This is a genomic window from Streptomyces kronopolitis, assembly GCF_050953795.1.
GTDB lineage: Bacteria > Actinomycetota > Actinomycetes > Streptomycetales > Streptomycetaceae > Streptomyces > Streptomyces kronopolitis_A.
This window is the reverse complement of sequence record NZ_CP191850.1, coordinates 1970157-1986524: the sequence shown is the minus strand read 5'-3', so window position 1 is coordinate 1986524 and position 16368 is coordinate 1970157. Positions and strand designations below refer to the sequence as shown.

The following is a 16368-nucleotide window of genomic DNA, read 5'->3' as shown; positions in this document are numbered from 1 at the left end:
ACCGCCGTCCCGGCTCCCTGGGTGGAGTGCCGCCGGACCGGCACCGGGAACCCGCCTCTTCGCGTCAGGAGACTCCGTGAGCGCCGCACCGACCCTCGACCCGGGGACACACGAGCCGCCCGACTACCCACTGGTGCAGTCGAGCGCGGAATTCGGTGAACTCCGCCGCGCACACCGCTCGTTCGCCTTTCCGGTCACCGTCGCCTTCCTCGCCTGGTACCTCGGCTACGTGCTGCTGTCGAGCTACGCCGGCGGCTTCATGGCCATCAAGGTCCTCGGCCATCTGAACGTCGCCTTCGTCCTCGGCCTCGCCCAGTTCGCGACGACCTTCCTCATCGCCTGGTGGTACTCCCGGCACGCCGCCGCCCGACTCGACCCCCGGGCCGAGGCCATCAAGTCCCGCCTGGAGGGCGACGTATGAACCTTTCCCCCGACGCGCTCGCCCTCCCGCTCGCGGCCGCCGGCGCGAGCGAGCACCGCGGCCTGATCATCACCCTCTTCGCGGTCTTCGTCGCCGCCACCCTGGGCCTCACGGTCTGGGCCGGCCGGCAGACCAAGGGCGCGGAGGACTTCTACGCCGGCGGCCGGCAGTTCACCGGCTTCCAGAACGGCCTGGCCATTTCCGGCGACTACATGTCCGCCGCGTCCTTCCTCGGCATCGCCGGCGCCATCGCCCTCTTCGGCTACGACGGCTTCCTCTACTCCATCGGCTTCCTGGTCGCCTGGCTCGTCGCCCTGCTGCTGGTCGCCGAACCGCTGCGCAACTCCGGCCGGTTCACCATGGGCGACGTCCTCGCCTACCGCATGCGCCGGCGCCCGGTCCGCACCGCCGCCGGCGTCTCCACCATCGTCGTCTCGATCTTCTACCTGCTCGCCCAGATGGCGGGCGCGGGCGCCCTGGTCACCCTGCTCCTGGGCATCACCAGCGAGGCGGGCAAGATCCTGGTCGTCGTGCTGGTCGGCGTCATGATGATCCTCTACGTCACCATCGGCGGGATGAAGGGTACGACCTGGGTCCAGATGGTCAAGGCGGTGCTGTTGATCGCCGGCACCCTGCTGATCACCTTCCTGGTGGCGCTGAAGTTCCACTTCAACGTCTCCGCGCTGCTCGGCGCCGCCGCCGAGAACAGTGGCAAGGGCTCCGCCTTCCTGGAGCCCGGCCTCAAATACGGGGCCACCGCCACCTCGAAGATCGACTTCATCTCGCTGGGCCTCGCCCTGGTCCTGGGCACCGCGGGCCTGCCGCACATCCTCATCCGCTTCTACACGGTGCCCACCGCCAAGGCCGCCCGGAAGTCCGTGAACTGGGCGATCGCCATCATCGGCGGCTTCTACCTGATGACCATCGCGCTCGGCTTCGGCGCCGCCGCGCTCCTGAAGCCCGGGGCGATCGTCGCGTCCAACAAGGCGGGCAACACCGCCGCCCCGCTCCTCGCCGAGGCGATCGGCGGCGGCCCCGGCTCCACCGGCGGCGCCGTCCTGCTCGCCGTGATCTCCGCGGTGGCCTTCGCCACCATCCTCGCCGTGGTCGCCGGACTCACCCTCGCCTCCTCCTCGTCCTTCGCCCACGACCTGTACGTGAACGTGCTGCGCAAGGGCCGGGCCACCGAGAAGGAGGAGCTCGGCGCGGCCCGCTGGGCGACCGTCGGCATCGGCGGCGCCGCCATCGTCCTGGGGGTCTTCGCCCGCGGGCTGAACGTCGCCGGTCTGGTGGCGCTCGCCTTCGCGGTCGCCGCCTCCGCCAACCTCCCCACCCTCCTCTACAGCCTCTTCTGGAAGCGGTTCACCACCCGCGGCGCGCTCTGGTCCATCTACGGCGGCCTCGCCTCCTCCGTGCTGCTGGTGCTCTTCTCCCCGGTCGTCTCCGGCAAGGAGACCTCGATGTTCCCCGGCGCCCACTTCGCCTTCTTCCCGCTGGAGAACCCCGGCCTGATCTCCATCCCGCTGGGCTTCCTCCTCGGCTGGCTGGGATCCGTGCTCTCCGCGGAGGAGCCGGACGCCGCGAAGTACGCCGAGCTGGAGGTCCGGTCGCTGACCGGCACCGGGGCGCACTGACCCGGACCGCTGGGCCGTCCTCCAGAGCGTGGGCGGGGTGGTGTCGTAGAGAGCTACGACACCACCCCGCCCACCTCGTGCTTCCGCTCCCTGCTCCGCTGTCACACCCATCGCGTAGGCTCGAAGACGGAGAAGAAGAGACACCACGCAGAACACATAGAGGACACGGACGACGCGACCGCCCGCCACGGGCGGAACTCTCGCGCCGACATCTCTCGGGGAGGGGGCCCTGTGCTCATCGACACCTACGGTCGTGTGGCCACCGACCTGCGCGTTTCACTCACCGACCGCTGCAATCTGCGGTGCACGTACTGCATGCCGGAAGAGGGTCTGCAGTGGCTCGCCAAGCCCGATCTGCTCACCGACGACGAAATCGTCCGGCTGATCACGCTCGCCGTGCGGGACCTGGGGATCGACGAGGTCCGCTTCACCGGCGGGGAACCCCTGCTGCGCCCCGGCCTGCCGGGCATCATCGAGCGCGTCGCCGCTCTCACTCCGCGCCCGCAGATGTCGCTGACCACCAACGGCATAGGCCTCCAGCGCACGGCCGCCGCGCTGCGCGACGCCGGGCTCGACCGGGTCAATGTCTCGCTGGACACCCTGCGGCCCGACGTCTTCCAGGCCCTGACCCGCCGCAAGCGGCACGAGGACGTACTGCGCGGTCTGGCGGCGGCCCGCGACGCCGGGCTGACCCCCGTCAAGGTCAACACCGTCCTGATGCCGGGCCTCAACGACGACGAGGCCCCCGACCTCCTGGCCTGGGCGATCGCCCACGACTACGAACTCCGCTTCATCGAGCAGATGCCCCTGGACGCCCAGCACGGCTGGAAGCGCGACGGCATGATCACCGCCGGTGACATCCTCACCTCGCTGCGCACCCGCTTCACGCTCACCGCCGAGGGCAATGAGGAGCGCGGCTCCGCCCCCGCCGAGCGCTGGCTGGTGGACGGCGGACCGCACCGCGTCGGCGTGATCGCCTCGGTGACCCGCCCGTTCTGCCGGGCCTGCGACCGCACCCGCCTCACCGCCGACGGCCAGGTGCGCACCTGCCTGTTCGCCACCGAGGAGACGGACCTGCGGTCGGCGCTGCGCTCCGGGGCCCCCGACGACGAGATCGCCCGGCTGTGGACGACCGCGATGTGGGGGAAGAAGGCGGGCTCCGGTCTGGACGACCCGTCGTTCCTGCAGCCCGAGCGCCCGATGTCCGCGATCGGCGGCTGAGCGGTCAGCGGCCGGCGGCCGCCGCCTCCCACTCCGCCAGCGTCACCACGTCCTTCAGGAAGCCGCGCACCCCGAGGAACTGCGACAGGTGTTCCCGGTGCTCCTCGCACGCCAGCCAGGTCTTGCGCCGGTCGGGAGTGTGCAGCTTCGGGTTGTTCCAGGCCAGCACCCACACGGCGGCGGCGCGGCAGCCCTTGGCGGAGCAGATGACGGCGCTGTCGTCCCGGGGGGCGGGGTGCGGGGGATGCGGGGAGTTCACGGCCTCAACCCTACGTCCTGCGTGTGGCCGTTCCTGAGCCACGGACATGACGACGCCGGGCAGCCACGGGGGGAGCCGCCCGGCGTCGGTCCGTCGCTCCGACGGGGGATGCGGAGCGCGTACGCAGTATGTCACGGGGTAGGGGGCCGGGTGCACCGGAACTCCATGATTGATCTGAGCTTTTCTTGAGCTTTGCAGACCGCTCGATGATCAGCCGGGACCGGGCCGCGAGCCGGTTGTGCCCGTCGTCGGCCGCTTCGGAACGGACGGGGCGGGGGCGTCGGAGCCCTCCCGCGGCAGCATCGGCCTGGTCGGCGCCGCGATGAAGGTCTTCGGCAGTGAAGTGGCGTTCTCCCGGCCCGCGTTGGCGATCACCACCGCGATATAGGGCAGCGCCAGACCCAGCACCAGCGTCGCGATCGCCACCGGCCGCTCGACGTTCCACAGCACCACGGTCAGCACCACGGCCAGCGTGCGCACCATCATCGAGATCACATACCGGCGCTGCCGCCCGCGAACGTCGTCGGACAGCCCCTGCCGGGCCCCCGTGATCCGGAAGGCCTGGCCGCTGCTCTGCTTCCGCATCACGTTCCACCACCTGCTCAGTCGTGCCGGATTCTCCCCGATATCCGGTCGGATCCCACGGTACGCCGCGGTCCCGCCGCCGACGAGACCGGGGCGTCCTCCCGTGGCCCCGGCGCCGCCCCGTCCGGCGCCGTCCTGCCCGGCTCCGGGGTGCGGCCCGGGCGACGGCGGGCGACACTGAGGGGCGAGCATCCGCACCGTGCCGCAAGAGGAGGCGTCATGACGTGGTTGTGGGCCATCATCGTGGGCCTGGTGCTGGGCCTGATCGCCAAGGCCATCATCCCGGGCAAGCAACAGATCCCGCTCTGGCTGACCGTGATCTTCGGCATGCTGGGCAGCGTCCTGGGCAACTGGGCCGCCACCGGCCTCGGGGTCGCCGACACCCGGGGCATCGACTGGATCCGGCACCTGCTGCAACTGGCCGGCGCCGTCATCATCGTCGCCCTCGGGGACCGGCTGTGGGTCTCCCTGCGCAGCCACAAGAAACACGCGACCTAGGACCACCGACGGGTGCGTCCGGCCCCGACGGCCGGGCGCACCCGGTGGCACGACAGGGGCGGCCGGCGCGCACCCGCGCGCACCGGCCGCCCACTGCTCCACCGGCTCAGCGGCCGTCGAGCTGCGCCAGCTTCCGTCCGGCCTTCAGGTACGCCACCCCGGCGGTGTCCGCCAGCTTCTCGGCCAGCACCTCACCGAGCGGGCGGACGGCGTCGGCCTCGGCGAGCACCACGGTCTGCTGACCGTCCGCACCTTCCACGACCAGCCGCAGCGCGTTCTGCTTGGCCAGCCGCCGGGCCGCCGAGGCGCTCGGGGTGAACTCCAGCACGCTCGTCAGCACCGCCGCCACCGTCTCGGCGGCGTGCGCGGCGACCTCGACCGACGGCAGCGACTCCACATCGGCGAACGACTTCTTGGAGAACTGCGCGATGAACCCGGCGCGCGCCGCCATCGCCGCCTCCAGGCCGTACAGCGCGGCCACGACCTCGCCCGCGAGGACCTTCTTCAGGTCCATCGGGTGCAGCGCGCGGTCCGCGATCCGGCCCAGGACGAGAGCGATCTCCTCGTCGGTCCACTCCGTCCAGGCCTTGAGGTAGGGCTCCATCAGCCGGTCCGGCACGGACATGATCTTGCCGAAGACATCGTCGGCGGGCGCGCCCAGCCCGACGTAATTGCCCTTGGACTTGGACATCTTGGCGCCGGTGCCGTCCGTGCCCTCGATCAGCGGCATGGTCACCACCAGCTGCGGACGCTGCCCGCGCAGCTCCATCAGCTTGCGGCCCATCTGCAGGTTCAGCAGCTGGTCGGAGCCGCCCAGCTCCACATCGCACTCCAGCGCCACCGAGTCCAGGCCCTGCGCGATGGGGTAGAGCAGCTCCGTCATGGTCAGCCCGGAACCGGCGGCCAGCCGGTTGCGGAAGTCCTCGCGCTGCAGCAGCTGCGAGGCCGGCACCTGGGCGAGCAGCGAGAGCAGCTCCGGGAAGGTGTACGGCGCCAGCCACTCGCTGTTCTGCCGGAAGCTGACCTTCTCGAAGTCGAAGAAGGGGCGCACCTGTTCGCGGTAGGTGGCGAGGTTGTGCGCGATGTCCTCGTCGGTCAGCGGCGGGCGCTCGGCGGTACGGCCCGACGGGTCGCCGATCTTGGCGGTGAAGTCACCGATGATCAGCGTGACGTCGTGGCCCAGCCGCTGGAACCGGCTCAGCACGATCAGCGGGACGGCGTGCCCGAGGTGCACATCGGTCGCCGTCGGGTCGATGCCCAGCTTGATGTGCAGGCCCTCGCCGGCCGCCCGGCGCTCCTCGATCCGCTCGGCCAGCGCCGCCACGCCCGGCAGGACCTCGACCGTACGGGCCGCGATCAGCTCCGCCTGCTCCTTGGCGGGCAGGTCCGTCAGGTCGAGATAGCGCCGCGCGCCCGTCTCCCGGAGCAGCTCCTGGACCGTGGCGTCCGAGGAGAGGTCGGCGGAGAGCAGCGTGCTGGCGCGGGCGACGGATTCGCCGAGGCGTGTCATGGCGTTCCTGATCGATCGGTATTTCCCGTGAGGGAGGACAGGGTGCCCCGTCAGGGACACCGCTGAAGTCTATGGCCAGCGCGGTGGGCCCCACACACGGGTTTGCGCGCGCCGGGCCCGGGACCCGGCGCGCCCGGCCCCTCACACCCCCTGGCTGACCGAACTCATGTGGAAGTCGGCCACCCGCAGGGCCGGCATCGCGGCGCGGGTGAAGTAGTCGCCCCACTCGCGCGGCAGGGTCCGCTCGGTGCGGCCCGCCTCGACCGCCCGGGACAGCAGGTCCACCGGCGACTCGTTGAAGCGGAAGTTGTTGACCTCGCCGGTCACCTCGCCGTTCTCGACCAGGTAGACGCCGTCCCGGGTCAGCCCGGTCAGCAGCAGCGTCGCCGGGTCCACCTCGCGGATGTACCACAGGCAGGTCAGCAGCAGGGTGGGGCCGTCGTGCCCGGAGGCCGCCACCATCTCGTCCAGCGAGCGTGAACCGCCGCCCTCCAGGAGGAGGTTGTCGATGCCGGGCGCCAGCGGGAGGCCGGTCAGCCCGGCGCTGTGCCGGGTGGTCGGCAGCCGGTGCAGGACGCCCTCGCGGATCCAGTCGGTGGGCGCGAGCGGCAGCCCGTTGTCGAAGACCGAGGCGTCGTCCCCGGAGGAGTGCGCCAGTACGAACGGGGCGCACTCCAGGCCGGCCGCCCGGGGGTCGCTGCGCAGCGTCAGCGGCAGCGCGCTGAGCCGCTCGCCCAGCCGGGTGCCCGCGCCGGGCCGGGCCGCGTCCGCGCCGTCGCTCCCGGCCGGCCGGGAGAAGACCGTCCGGCCCTCCGTGGCGTCGCGGGCCCCGGACGACCACATCTGGTAGATCAGCAGGTCGGCGACGGCGGTCGGCGGCAGCAGCGTCTCGTACCGCCCGGCGGGCAGCTCGATCCGCCGCCGCGCCCAGTCGAGCCGCCGGGACAGCTCGGTGTCCATCTCCCGCGGGTCGACGTCGGTGAAGTCACGGGTCGCCCGGCCCGCCCAGGCCGAGCGGGGCTCCGCCGTGCCGCCGGCCGACTTGGCGTTCAGCTCCAGCGTCCCGGTGGGCTGGTCGTGCCGCAGCCGCAGCCCGGCCGAGGTGCCCAGATACGACGTGGCGACGCCGTGGTGGGCGAAGCCGTACAGCTCCCGGCCGCCGGAGCGAGCCTGCCGGAAGGCCTCGCCCAGCGCCGGGGCGAACGCCGCGAACACCTCCGAGGAGGTCTCGGCGGGCGCCTCGGTGAAGTCCGCGGAGGTCTTCTCGCCGACCACCAGCGGCTGCGCGTCCTCGGCCGGCCCGGCCTCCCGGGCGGCCGCCTCGGCGGCCCGGACCAGCGGCTCCAGCTCGTCGGCCGTCACCGCGGAGCGCGTCACCACGCCGGAGGCGGTGCCCTGCCCGCCGTCGACGGTCGCCACGACGGTGAGGGTGCGGCCGCGGGTGACGCCGTTGGTGGTGAGGGCGTTGCCCGCCCAGCGCAGATTGGCGCTGGAGTGCTCGTCGGCGATGACCACACAGCCGTCGGCCCGGGAGAGTTCCAGGGCCCGCTCGACGATCTCGTGCGGCGTACGGGTACGACGGCTCATCGGCCGGCCTCCTGCGTCGTGTGCGGCATGGTCACGCGGTGCACGGCCCGAAACGCCGCCACCGGAGCCGGGGGAGTACCCCGCTGCCCGCCCTCCGTGCGGCTCATGCGGCGCAGACGGCTCGTCATGGTTTCCCCTCACTCCCGGTCCCGGCCGGTGTGCCCGGGCTCCGCGGGCTCCGGCGGTGCTGCGGTGTCGACCCGGGAGCAGAGCTTATCGGCGGCCCACGCGCGGGTGGAGACGCCGGCGCCGCCGGTCCGGCTCAGTGCGTGAAGACGTTCACGTCGCCGGGCTCGGTCGTCAGCGCCGCCCGGTTGAAGCGCAGCAGGGCGAGGAAGAACAGCCCGCCGGCGAGCAGCAGACCGACCACGATCAGGGCGGGGACCAGCGCCTCCTCGGGCGCCACCAGCACGAACAGCGAGGCCACCGACCAGACCAGCGCGCAGATCGTGACCGGCAGCTCGAAGCGCCCGAGGTGGAAGGCGCCCTCCTGGCGGCCCAGCCGCCGGCGCACCACCAGGTAGAGGACGATCGTCGCGCCGTAGATGATCGCCGGAAGGATCGTCGAGGCCGTGATCAGCTTCAGCAGGGCGGCCCCCGGCAGCGCGACCATCAGGACGACGCCCACGGCCAGGATCAGGACCGTCGCGGGGACCGGGGTGTGGGTGCGGGGGCTGACCCGCCGCATCAGCCGGTGGGCGGGGAAGCGCGCGTCGCGCGACATCGCGAAGACGATCCGCGAGCACGCGGTCATCACCACCATCCCGGCGCCGAAGAACGCGAACGCGATCGCGACCAGGAGCACCCGCTCCATCGCCGGGCCGAACTGGTCCCGCATGATCGCCGCGACCGGGGAGCCGCTGGCGGTGATCCGCGGGATGTCCTTGATCGCGACGGTGAGCGCGATCAGGAACAGCAGCCCCAGCAGCCCGGCGGCCACGACCGACCCCACGATCGCGCGCGGCACGCTGCGGAAGGGGTCCTTGGCCTCCTCGGCCAGGTTCGCCGCGGCGTCGAAGCCGACGAGCGTGGCCAGGCCCATGATCATCGCGGCCATCAGCCCGCCGCCCACGTCGAAATAGCCGTGGGCGTTCTCGGTGACACCGCGCGAGACGAGGTTCCCGGCATCGCCGTGGCCCGTGATCGCCACGGCGACGAGCAGCGCGATCCCCACCGCCACGACGAGCACCAGCTCCAGACCCACCGCGCTGGCGTTGATCATGCTGACGAGGCGCGTCGAGGCGATCGCGAGCACGGCCTGGACGAGCAGCACCGCGAGCGTGATCACGCGCGCGGTCCCTTCGTCGGGCCGCAGGCCGGCCAGCGGCATGAGCGCCTGGCTGGCGAGGGCGTTGTCGACCGCCACGACGGCGATCGCCAGGTAACAGAAGGTCAGCCAGCCGAAGCCCCAGCCGACCTTCGGGTTGGCCAGCCGCGAGGCCCATTGGTAGGACGAGCCGCTGAGCGGGATGCGGGCCGCGAGCTGCGCGACCACCAGCGCCACCAGCGTCTGCCCCACCGCCGCGACCGGCCACAGCCAGAGCCCGACCGGCCCGGCGTTCTGCAGCACGTCGTCGTACGTCCCGAAGATGCCGACCGCCACCGAGATGAAGGCGAACGAGATCGCGAAGACCTGGAACGAGCCCAGCGTCCGCTTCAGCTCCTGCTGATACCCCCCGAGTTCGACGGAACTCCGCCCGCCCCCGCCACCCTCCGAAGCCTCGGCCACCTCGGCCACCTCACCTTCCACGGGCCCCGGCGGCCGCTCCACCCCCATCTATGACACGCCGCCCGCCCGCTCTCGCTCGGGCGGGCGGCGTGTCCCCCGGAGATGACACGGTTGCGGGAGCCCCTCCCCCTCACTTGCAGAGAAGGAGGCTGTCGCAGACGCCGATTCCCTGCGGCAGTTTGTCCGAGCTGTTCAACACGTAGAATCCGTCGGCCGCGCCCGTTCCCGCCTCGATGACAATCATCGTCTGGTCTTCCATCTTCTCGGTCTTGCCGGGGACGACCACGTTGTCGTAGAGGGCCTTGAAGAGGTTGAGGTTCGCGAAGCTGTCGATATGGACCGCGCGGTAGTTCCGCTTCTGCGGATTCCCGCTCTGGTCCTCCCCGGTGACCGCGATCACGTGGGCGGGCCAGCTCTTCCAGTCCTTGGCGATCTCACCGGCTTTGGCGGCCTTGTCGAGCTGGGCCTTCACTCCCGGCACCGTCCCGGGGTTCCCTTGACGGGCCTTGGAAATGTGGAGATGCAATTGCTCGTGGGAGCGGTGGTGGGCCGCATTGACCCCCAGCCCGATCGTTCCCCACGCCTGCTGACCGAACCAGTCGTAGCCGCGCTGCCAGGCGATCTGCCAGTAATTGTTGTTGGCGTAGGCGCCGGACACCAGATCCGGGCACTCGATTCCCTTGATGCGGTCGGTGGCGACCAGGAGATATCCCTTCACCCCCAAGGACACCAGCCAGAACGCCTTGATCTGCCGCTCCCGGCAGTCCCGCGCCATGTCCCACAGAAACTCGCCACTGTCCTTCGGATCCCCGCACAGATTCACCGGCGGCGCGGTGAGGGTGGCGGTTTCCCTTTCCCTGTACACATCGGTCATGACAACGCCTCCACGGTGAGGGGGCCAGGTAGGAGGACGCCCGGGAGGAACGGCCTCGGCCACCGGTTCCTGTCAGGTCCCGAGGTCCACGTCCGGTGACTTCGGGGGGAGTTCGGTGGGCCGGGCGCGGCCTCTCCCACCACCGTGCCATTCCCCCAGGGGCGCCGCATCCGCGAACGGACGATCACGATCTCGGAGCCGAGACTCGCGAGTGAGCCGGGCGGGAGGGGTGGGCCGGGCGGGTGAATGCGCGTCTGAAGGGTTGGATGACTTTCGTTCCGGGGGCCTAATGGGGGACGAACCGGTGGGCTGCCCATCCCTCCTGGATGGGCAGCCCACCATGCGGTCATTCGGTTTGTTGTTGCTGTGTGTTGCGGTCCTCCGGGAGCAAGGCGTTGTGGTGTCGGCGTCATCTGACGCCGACCGTGCCACGAGCCGCGTGGGGAGCCCCCTCAGAGCGATCGAGAGGCTCCCTCACCATGACCACACACCCGCAGGCCTGGATGTCGCCACATATCTCCGGTCTTCTCGCCCAAGGGCAACGAGTTCCGGGACCGGCAGCGTTGAGTTCCGCCCCCACCGCAGCGGCACAGCTGGACATGGGCCTACTCGCCACCGTCACTCTGCCTGCTGGTACCAAGCCATTGGCCGTGGCGGTGGCGCCCAACGGCAACGTCTATGTGGTCAATCAGGGCTCGAACGATGTCACGGTGATCGACAGCGGGGGCAACGCTGTCATCGCCACGATTCCCGTGGGGGCCAACCCGAACAGCGTGGTGGTGGCCCCCAATGGCAACGTCTACGTCGGAAGCGACACCACGGGCCGCGTCACAGTGATCGACAGCGCTACCAATGCCGTCATCACCACCGTGGAGGTCTTGGACGACCCTACGTATGTGGCCGCAGTTTCACCCAACGGCAACGTCTACACCACGGGCCGAGGAAAGGCGTCGATCAACAGTGCCACCAACCAAGTAAACCGCTTCTTTTCCGGGCACAATTTCCCGCAGCGTGCGGCGGTGGCGCCCAACGGCAATGTCTACGTCACCGTCTCGCAAACGGCCGACGAAGTAGACGTGATCAACAGCGCCACCAACACGCAAATCACCACCATCGTGCTCCCCTCCAGCCTGGATCCCTTTGCTGTGGCGGCTGCACCCAACGGCAACGTCTACGTCGGCAACCGTGACACGAACGACGTGACGGTGATCGACAGCACCAGCAACACCATCATCACCACTCTGTCGGTAGGAGTCCGCCCGGAAGCCGTGGCGGTATCGGCCAATGGCCGCGTGTACGTCGCCAATAGCGGCTCGAATGATGTGACGGTGATCGACAGCGTCACGAACACCCTCATCACCACCCTCCCGGCGGGAACCCGCCCGGAAGCTGTGGCGGTATCGGCCAATGGCCGCGTGTATGTCGCCAATAGCGGCTCGAATGATGTGACGGTGATCGACAGCGTCACGAACACCCTCATCAGCACGGTACCCGTGGGCTCCAGCCCCACAGCGGTGGCGGTGGCACCCAACGGCAATGCGTACGTCACCAACACCAACTCAAACAACGTCTCCGTGATCCTCGCCCTGCGCCCCTCGTCGACGTCGGTGTCGGTGGTGTCGAGTCCGGTGGTGTGTGGTCAGCCGGTGACCTTGACCGCGCAGGTGGCCGCGTCGCCGGCGGTGCCGGGTGCTCCGACTCCGACGGGGACGGTGTCGTTCGTCGTCTCCAGTGACGGGCCGCCGGTGACCGCGACGCTCAACGCCTCCGGGCAGGCGACGGTTGTGGTGCCGGCGTCGTTCAGTGCCGGTGTGCATCAGGCGGTGGCGGTCTACAACGGTGACAGCAACTACCTGGGCTCCAGTTCCGGGCTTGCGCCGGTGACGGTGACCGCTGCCGCGACCTCGACGACGGTGACCGCGACCCCCAACCCCTCCGACCCCGGTCAGACGGTCACGGTGTGTGCGCAGGTCACCGCCACCACCCCCGGAGCGGGTGTCCCGACGGGCAGTGTCGTCTTCACCGGCGCCGGATCGCTGAGTCACACCGTCGCGCTCGATGCGACGGGCAGGGCCTGCTTCGAGTCGGTCACGCTGGTGTCGGGCACGATCAGCGCGGCCTACGGCGGTCAGGGGTGCTTCGATGCGTCGTCGGGTTCGGTGGCGGTGACGGTGCAGCCCGGCTCCACCTGCGACATCACCGTAACCCCGCCCTCGGGGACGGTGACCGTGGGCCGGCCCACGACGCTGTCCGCCACGGTGACGTGCAACGGGGCGCCGGTGCCCAACGCGGTGGTGACCTTCAACAGCAACCACACCCTCATCGGCTTCGCGATCACCAACGCCTCGGGAGTGGCCACCGGTTCGGCCACCTTCACCACCCCGGGGACGAACACCGTCACCGCCACGGTCATCGCGGCCGGCGCCCCCTGCCCCTGCACCAACATCACGTCCGGGCCGGTCACCGTCACCGTCCAGCAGGCCTCCACGTGCAGCATCGTGCTGGCGCCTCCGTCAGGGACGGTCACCGTCGGCCAGCCCACCACCGTCTCCGCCACCGTCACCTGCAACGGGGCACCCGTCCCCAACGCGACGGTGACCTTCACCAGCAACGGCGCCCCCCTCGGCTCCGCCACCACCAACGCCTCCGGAGTGGCCACCGGCACCGTCACCTTCACCAGCCCCGGCGCCAACACCCTCACCGCCACGGTCACCGCGACCGGCAGCACCTGCGCCTGCACGAACGTGGTTTCCGCTCCGGCCACCGTCACCGTCCAGCCGTCGGGCTCCGGCACCCTGACGGCGTTGCCGGCCTGCTACCGGCTCAACTTCCCCCCGCTGCCCTGGTCCTACGCCACCGCCACCCTCACCGCCACCGGCGCAACCCCCGGCTCAGCGATCACCTTTCACTCCGGCGGAGCAGGCGGACGCGTGCTGTGCACCGCCGTCGCCGACATGTACGGCAACGCCACCTGCAAGGGCGTCATCACCCCCGTCGAGAGCGGCCTCGGCTACACCGCAACCACCCCCGTCCCCGGCGGCTTCCTCACCGCAAGCAACATCCTCATGCTCTGCCTCTGACACCCCGACGAATCCCCTACTGGCCTCTCCTGCCGGTAGGGGATTCGTACGGTCAAGGCGGCTCGGCCGGTCCGCTGCTTGTGGGTGGCAGGGGCGAAGGCCGAGGGTCGTCCGCAAGACGTGACTAGTCGTGCGGCAGGTCCGTGAGCTGCCACGAATGGTGCGAGGGGTGCTCCACGTACAGCATGCAGGCCGACTGCTTCACGGGGTCAACGGTGGGATCGACCATCTCGCACGGTCTGACGCAGACGTACGTGAAGTGCTCGCCCTCCCAGCGGACCCAGACCTGGTAATCGGCGTCCATCTCCTCCAGGAAGTCGGCGTGCGCCTCGCCGTGCCCCTTGGCCAACTCGCAGACCACCTGTGCGTAGGGGTGCTCAGGGTCGGGGAACCCCGCGAGCGGAGCATCGTCGTTCCGGCGCGTGTACAGCAGCCCGATCCACGGCGCGCGGGCGGACAGGTTGCAGTGGTCCACGATTACCTCTCGGTCAGCGGAACAAGGCCCCGTCCGGCAGCCCTGTGAGTGGGGAGACGCCGGTCGGGCCGTATGCGTCCGGTCGTCAGAGGGGGACGGGCGCTTCGTTGTTCATCGGAGCCGGTGGCACCAGGTGCCGGACGCCGAACGGGACGGGCGTCGCGGTAGCGGTGGTCATGCGCATTCCTCCTTGCGTTGTCAGGTCATTCGGTGCTTTTGCAGAACCGGTTGGTCGCCGACCGTCACTCGGGCGACCGATCGGGGTGGAGCCCGCCTCTGCCGCAGAGCGCATCAATGTGGCAGGGGCGGAGTCTTTGGCGTCGGAGGGGGCGGGAGCCTAGAGGCGGAAGGTGGCTCCGAGGACGAATCCACATGAGCTGCTGACCATGATGATGAGCAACGGCCCCGTAAAGGCGGCGGCCAACCGGTATGCCCGCATGACCAGGCAGTGAGTGGCTTTCGATGGGCCGCCGGTCCGTTTGGCTTCCGACGATTCGGGTCGATGCTTCTGGCATTCGAAGCAGGTCATAGCGAGCGCCCCAGGGGTCCGTACCGTTGGCGTCGTTCGTAGTCCTGGTGCATCCGCGCGCGAAGGCGGGTCAACGCCTCACTGTCGTTGTCGCCGGCTCGCTCGTGCTCCGGCTGTACGCCGTCATCCGGGCTCTTCGCGAACGGACACCCCGGGTGCCCGCAGTCGCTCGGGGGCTCACCGCGTTCGGGAGTCGGGGTCACTCGTCCTCCCCTCGCCCGCCGCTCACCGAGCGGTGCGGGGCTGTGGGGGAGTGCGCTTCCGTGCCCACGCTCGCTCCTCTCTGTAGTCATTCAACTACCAAGGGGGCTCAGCGTGGCCTAGAGTTGGGCTGTCTTCAACGTTCCAGAAGCGGAGGGCACATTGGTAAACCTGAAGGAGCTGAACCCGGACGCATCACCGCAAGCGGCCTACGGTGCGCGCGTGCGCAGCTCGCGAGAGGCGCGCGGCTGGACGCAGGATGAGTTGGCTGAGCAGGTGGGATACTCGGGGCGGCATATCTCAGCGGTCGAAACGGGCCGCAAACCGCCAACTCGCCGTTTCTCGCGCAGCTTAGACACTGCCTTCGAGCTCACCGGGACGGCAGACTCGTTCGAGCGCGCGTGGGGTGAGATCCGGAACGGCAGCTTGCTTGAGGGTTTCCCGGAGTACGTTAAGTACGAGGGTCGGGCCGTGGAGATCCGGCTGTACAACATTGGGATCGTCCCCGGTCTGTTGCAGACACCGGAGTACGCCCGGGTGTTGGCTGAGAGTGCTGTGCGGCGGGGCGCCATCACTTCCGAGCAGGCGCAGAAGCGTGTCTCGTTCCTGGCTGAGCGACAGGCAGCGCTTGTGCAGTCGCGGCCACCCATGGTGTTTGTGACCATGGATGAAAGCTGTATCCGTCGACCTGTAGGCGGGGCCTCGGTCATGGACGCCCAGTTGGCTCACTTGGTCGACTTCGCCAAGTTGCCTAACACCCTCCTCCAGGTGGCTCCGTACGAGATAGGAGAGCGGCGCACGTTTGACCTGCCCGTGAACCTGTTGACGCTGCCAGACCGGGCCGTGGTCTGCTACGCCGAGTCCCAAGCGCAAGGAAATCTGGACCGAGAGACTGCATCCGTGGTGCCCATGCTGACGGCTTACCATCAGCTACAGGCCGAAGCTATGTCCCAGACGGCGTCCGTGGCCATGATCGAGCAGGTACGAAAGGGCATCCCGTGACGAGCGAATCCCCCCGCTGGTTCAAGTCTTCCTACAGCAACAACGGCGGCGATTGCATCGAGGTTGCCGCCAATCTCGTCGCCTCGCGTGGCGTGGTCCCTGTCCGTGACTCCAAGGACACGTGCGGGCCGGTCCTGAGCTTCCCTTCCAGCTCGTTTTCTTCGTTCGTGGCGGGTGTCAAGGCAGGGGAGTTCGGCGCCGTCTGACCCTGTCCCAAGCGCTTCAGTGTCCGTGATCGAGCAGTTGCGAAAGGGCATCCCGTGACGACCGAATCCGCCGATTCCCCCCGCTGGTTCAAGTCCTCCTACAGCAGCAACGGCGGCAACTGCATCGAGGTCGCCGCCAATCTCGTCGCCTCGCGTGGCGTGGTCCCCGTCCGTGACTCCAAGGACACGTGCGGGCCGGTTCTGAGCTTCCGGTCCGACTCGTTCTCTTCCTTCGTGGCGGGCGTCAAGGCGGGGGAGTTCGGCGCAGTCTGACCCAGTCCCGAGCGTTTCAGTGGCCGTGATCGAGCAGTTGCGAAAGGGCACCCCGTGACGAGCGACTCCCCCCGCTGGTTCAAGTCTTCCTACAGCAGCAACGGCGGCGATTGCATCGAGGTCGCCGCCAACCTCGTGGCCTCGCGTGACGTCGTCCCCGTCCGTGACTCCAAGGACACGTGCGGGCCGGTTCTGAGCTTCCGGTCCGGCTCGTTTTCTTCGTTCGTGGCCGGTGTCAAGGCCGGAGACTTCGGCACCGTCTGACCAGCCGCTGCCGCTGCCGC

At 69.7% G+C, this 16368-nt stretch carries 16 protein-coding genes; 9 read left to right on the top strand and 7 right to left on the bottom strand.

Translation table 11 applies throughout. The annotated features are described in order from the left end of the window. The first annotated feature begins 76 nt into the window (after positions 1-76). From ACQP17_RS08660 to moaA, 3 genes are all read left to right on the top strand, one after another. The gene (locus ACQP17_RS08660; protein WP_433855742.1) at positions 77-421 is read left to right on the top strand and encodes a DUF485 domain-containing protein; all 345 of its coding nucleotides are present in this window, start codon (positions 77-79) and stop codon (positions 419-421) included. Then, on the top strand, positions 418-2055 hold the full coding sequence (locus ACQP17_RS08655) for a solute symporter family protein (RefSeq protein WP_433855741.1): 1638 nt from the start codon (positions 418-420) through the stop codon (positions 2053-2055). Before ACQP17_RS08660 ends, ACQP17_RS08655 begins: the two co-directional genes overlap by 4 nt. 231 nt (positions 2056-2286) lie before the next feature. Then, positions 2287-3276, top strand: a complete 990-nt coding sequence (moaA, locus tag ACQP17_RS08650; protein ID WP_433855740.1) for a GTP 3',8-cyclase MoaA — start codon at positions 2287-2289, stop codon at positions 3274-3276. Between the two features lie 4 nt (positions 3277-3280). Here moaA and ACQP17_RS08645 read toward each other — a convergent pair whose 3' ends face one another. After that, positions 3281-3535, bottom strand: a complete 255-nt coding sequence (locus tag ACQP17_RS08645) for a hypothetical protein (protein ID WP_433855739.1) — start codon at positions 3533-3535, stop codon at positions 3281-3283. Positions 3536-3745: 210 nt separating this feature from the next. Beyond that, a complete protein-coding gene (locus tag ACQP17_RS08640) occupies positions 3746-4120 on the bottom strand; it encodes a DUF3099 domain-containing protein (RefSeq protein ID WP_433855738.1) in 375 nt (124 codons plus the stop codon). A 219-nt stretch (positions 4121-4339) separates the two neighbouring features. Between ACQP17_RS08640 and ACQP17_RS08635 the strand changes: the two genes are divergently transcribed. Further along, positions 4340-4618, top strand: a complete 279-nt coding sequence (locus tag ACQP17_RS08635) for a GlsB/YeaQ/YmgE family stress response membrane protein (RefSeq protein ID WP_433855737.1) — start codon at positions 4340-4342, stop codon at positions 4616-4618. Positions 4619-4724: 106 nt separating this feature from the next. On the opposite strand, the gene tyrS is transcribed toward ACQP17_RS08635, so the two are convergent. From tyrS to ACQP17_RS08615, 4 genes are all read right to left on the bottom strand, one after another. After that, the gene (gene tyrS / locus ACQP17_RS08630) at positions 4725-6128 is read right to left on the bottom strand and encodes a tyrosine--tRNA ligase (protein WP_433855736.1); all 1404 of its coding nucleotides are present in this window, start codon (positions 6126-6128) and stop codon (positions 4725-4727) included. A gap of 141 nt (positions 6129-6269) precedes the next feature. Then, positions 6270-7715, bottom strand: coding sequence for a metallopeptidase TldD-related protein (locus ACQP17_RS08625; protein WP_433855735.1), 1446 nt, complete (start codon positions 7713-7715; stop codon positions 6270-6272). A gap of 262 nt (positions 7716-7977) precedes the next feature. After that, the gene (locus ACQP17_RS08620) at positions 7978-9444 is read right to left on the bottom strand and encodes an APC family permease (RefSeq protein ID WP_433855734.1); all 1467 of its coding nucleotides are present in this window, start codon (positions 9442-9444) and stop codon (positions 7978-7980) included. Between the two features lie 130 nt (positions 9445-9574). Beyond that, positions 9575-10318, bottom strand: a complete 744-nt coding sequence (locus ACQP17_RS08615; protein ID WP_433855733.1) for a CDP-diacylglycerol diphosphatase — start codon at positions 10316-10318, stop codon at positions 9575-9577. A gap of 563 nt (positions 10319-10881) precedes the next feature. Here ACQP17_RS08615 and ACQP17_RS08610 point away from each other — a divergent pair. Continuing rightward, positions 10882-13398, top strand: a complete 2517-nt coding sequence (locus tag ACQP17_RS08610; protein ID WP_433855732.1) for an Ig-like domain repeat protein — start codon at positions 10882-10884, stop codon at positions 13396-13398. 124 nt (positions 13399-13522) lie between these two features. Here ACQP17_RS08610 and ACQP17_RS08605 read toward each other — a convergent pair whose 3' ends face one another. Then, positions 13523-13873, bottom strand: coding sequence for a hypothetical protein (locus ACQP17_RS08605; protein WP_433855731.1), 351 nt, complete (start codon positions 13871-13873; stop codon positions 13523-13525). An 892-nt stretch (positions 13874-14765) separates the two neighbouring features. Between ACQP17_RS08605 and ACQP17_RS08600 the strand changes: the two genes are divergently transcribed. Genes ACQP17_RS08600 through ACQP17_RS08585 form a run of 4 tightly spaced genes read left to right on the top strand, consistent with a single transcriptional unit; the run spans position 14766 to position 16348 of the window. Then, positions 14766-15605, top strand: coding sequence for a helix-turn-helix domain-containing protein (locus ACQP17_RS08600; protein ID WP_433855730.1), 840 nt, complete (start codon positions 14766-14768; stop codon positions 15603-15605). Beyond that, entirely contained in the window at positions 15602-15811 is a 210-nt protein-coding gene (locus ACQP17_RS08595; protein ID WP_433855729.1) for a DUF397 domain-containing protein, read from the top strand. The genes ACQP17_RS08600 and ACQP17_RS08595 overlap by 4 nt, the downstream gene beginning before the upstream one ends. 54 nt (positions 15812-15865) lie before the next feature. Further along, the gene (locus ACQP17_RS08590; protein ID WP_433855728.1) at positions 15866-16084 is read left to right on the top strand and encodes a DUF397 domain-containing protein; all 219 of its coding nucleotides are present in this window, start codon (positions 15866-15868) and stop codon (positions 16082-16084) included. Positions 16085-16138: 54 nt separating this feature from the next. Then, complete coding sequence (locus ACQP17_RS08585) at positions 16139-16348, top strand: DUF397 domain-containing protein (RefSeq protein ID WP_433855727.1); 210 nt, start codon at positions 16139-16141, stop codon at positions 16346-16348. Positions 16349-16368 lie beyond the last annotated feature (20 nt).

Excerpts from the sequence above, each read along its gene's own strand:
- ACQP17_RS08655 (WP_433855741.1), top strand. The coding sequence starts at position 418 with ATGAACCTTTCCCCCGACGCGCTCGCCCTCCCGCTCGCGGCCGCCGGC.
- ACQP17_RS08640 (WP_433855738.1), bottom strand. The coding sequence starts at position 4,120 with ATGCGGAAGCAGAGCAGCGGCCAGGCCTTCCGGATCACGGGGGCCCGG.
- ACQP17_RS08635 (WP_433855737.1), top strand. The coding sequence starts at position 4,340 with ATGACGTGGTTGTGGGCCATCATCGTGGGCCTGGTGCTGGGCCTGATC.
- tyrS (WP_433855736.1), bottom strand. The coding sequence starts at position 6,128 with ATGACACGCCTCGGCGAATCCGTCGCCCGCGCCAGCACGCTGCTCTCC.
- ACQP17_RS08625 (WP_433855735.1), bottom strand. The coding sequence starts at position 7,715 with ATGAGCCGTCGTACCCGTACGCCGCACGAGATCGTCGAGCGGGCCCTG.
- ACQP17_RS08615 (WP_433855733.1), bottom strand. The coding sequence starts at position 10,318 with ATGACCGATGTGTACAGGGAAAGGGAAACCGCCACCCTCACCGCGCCG.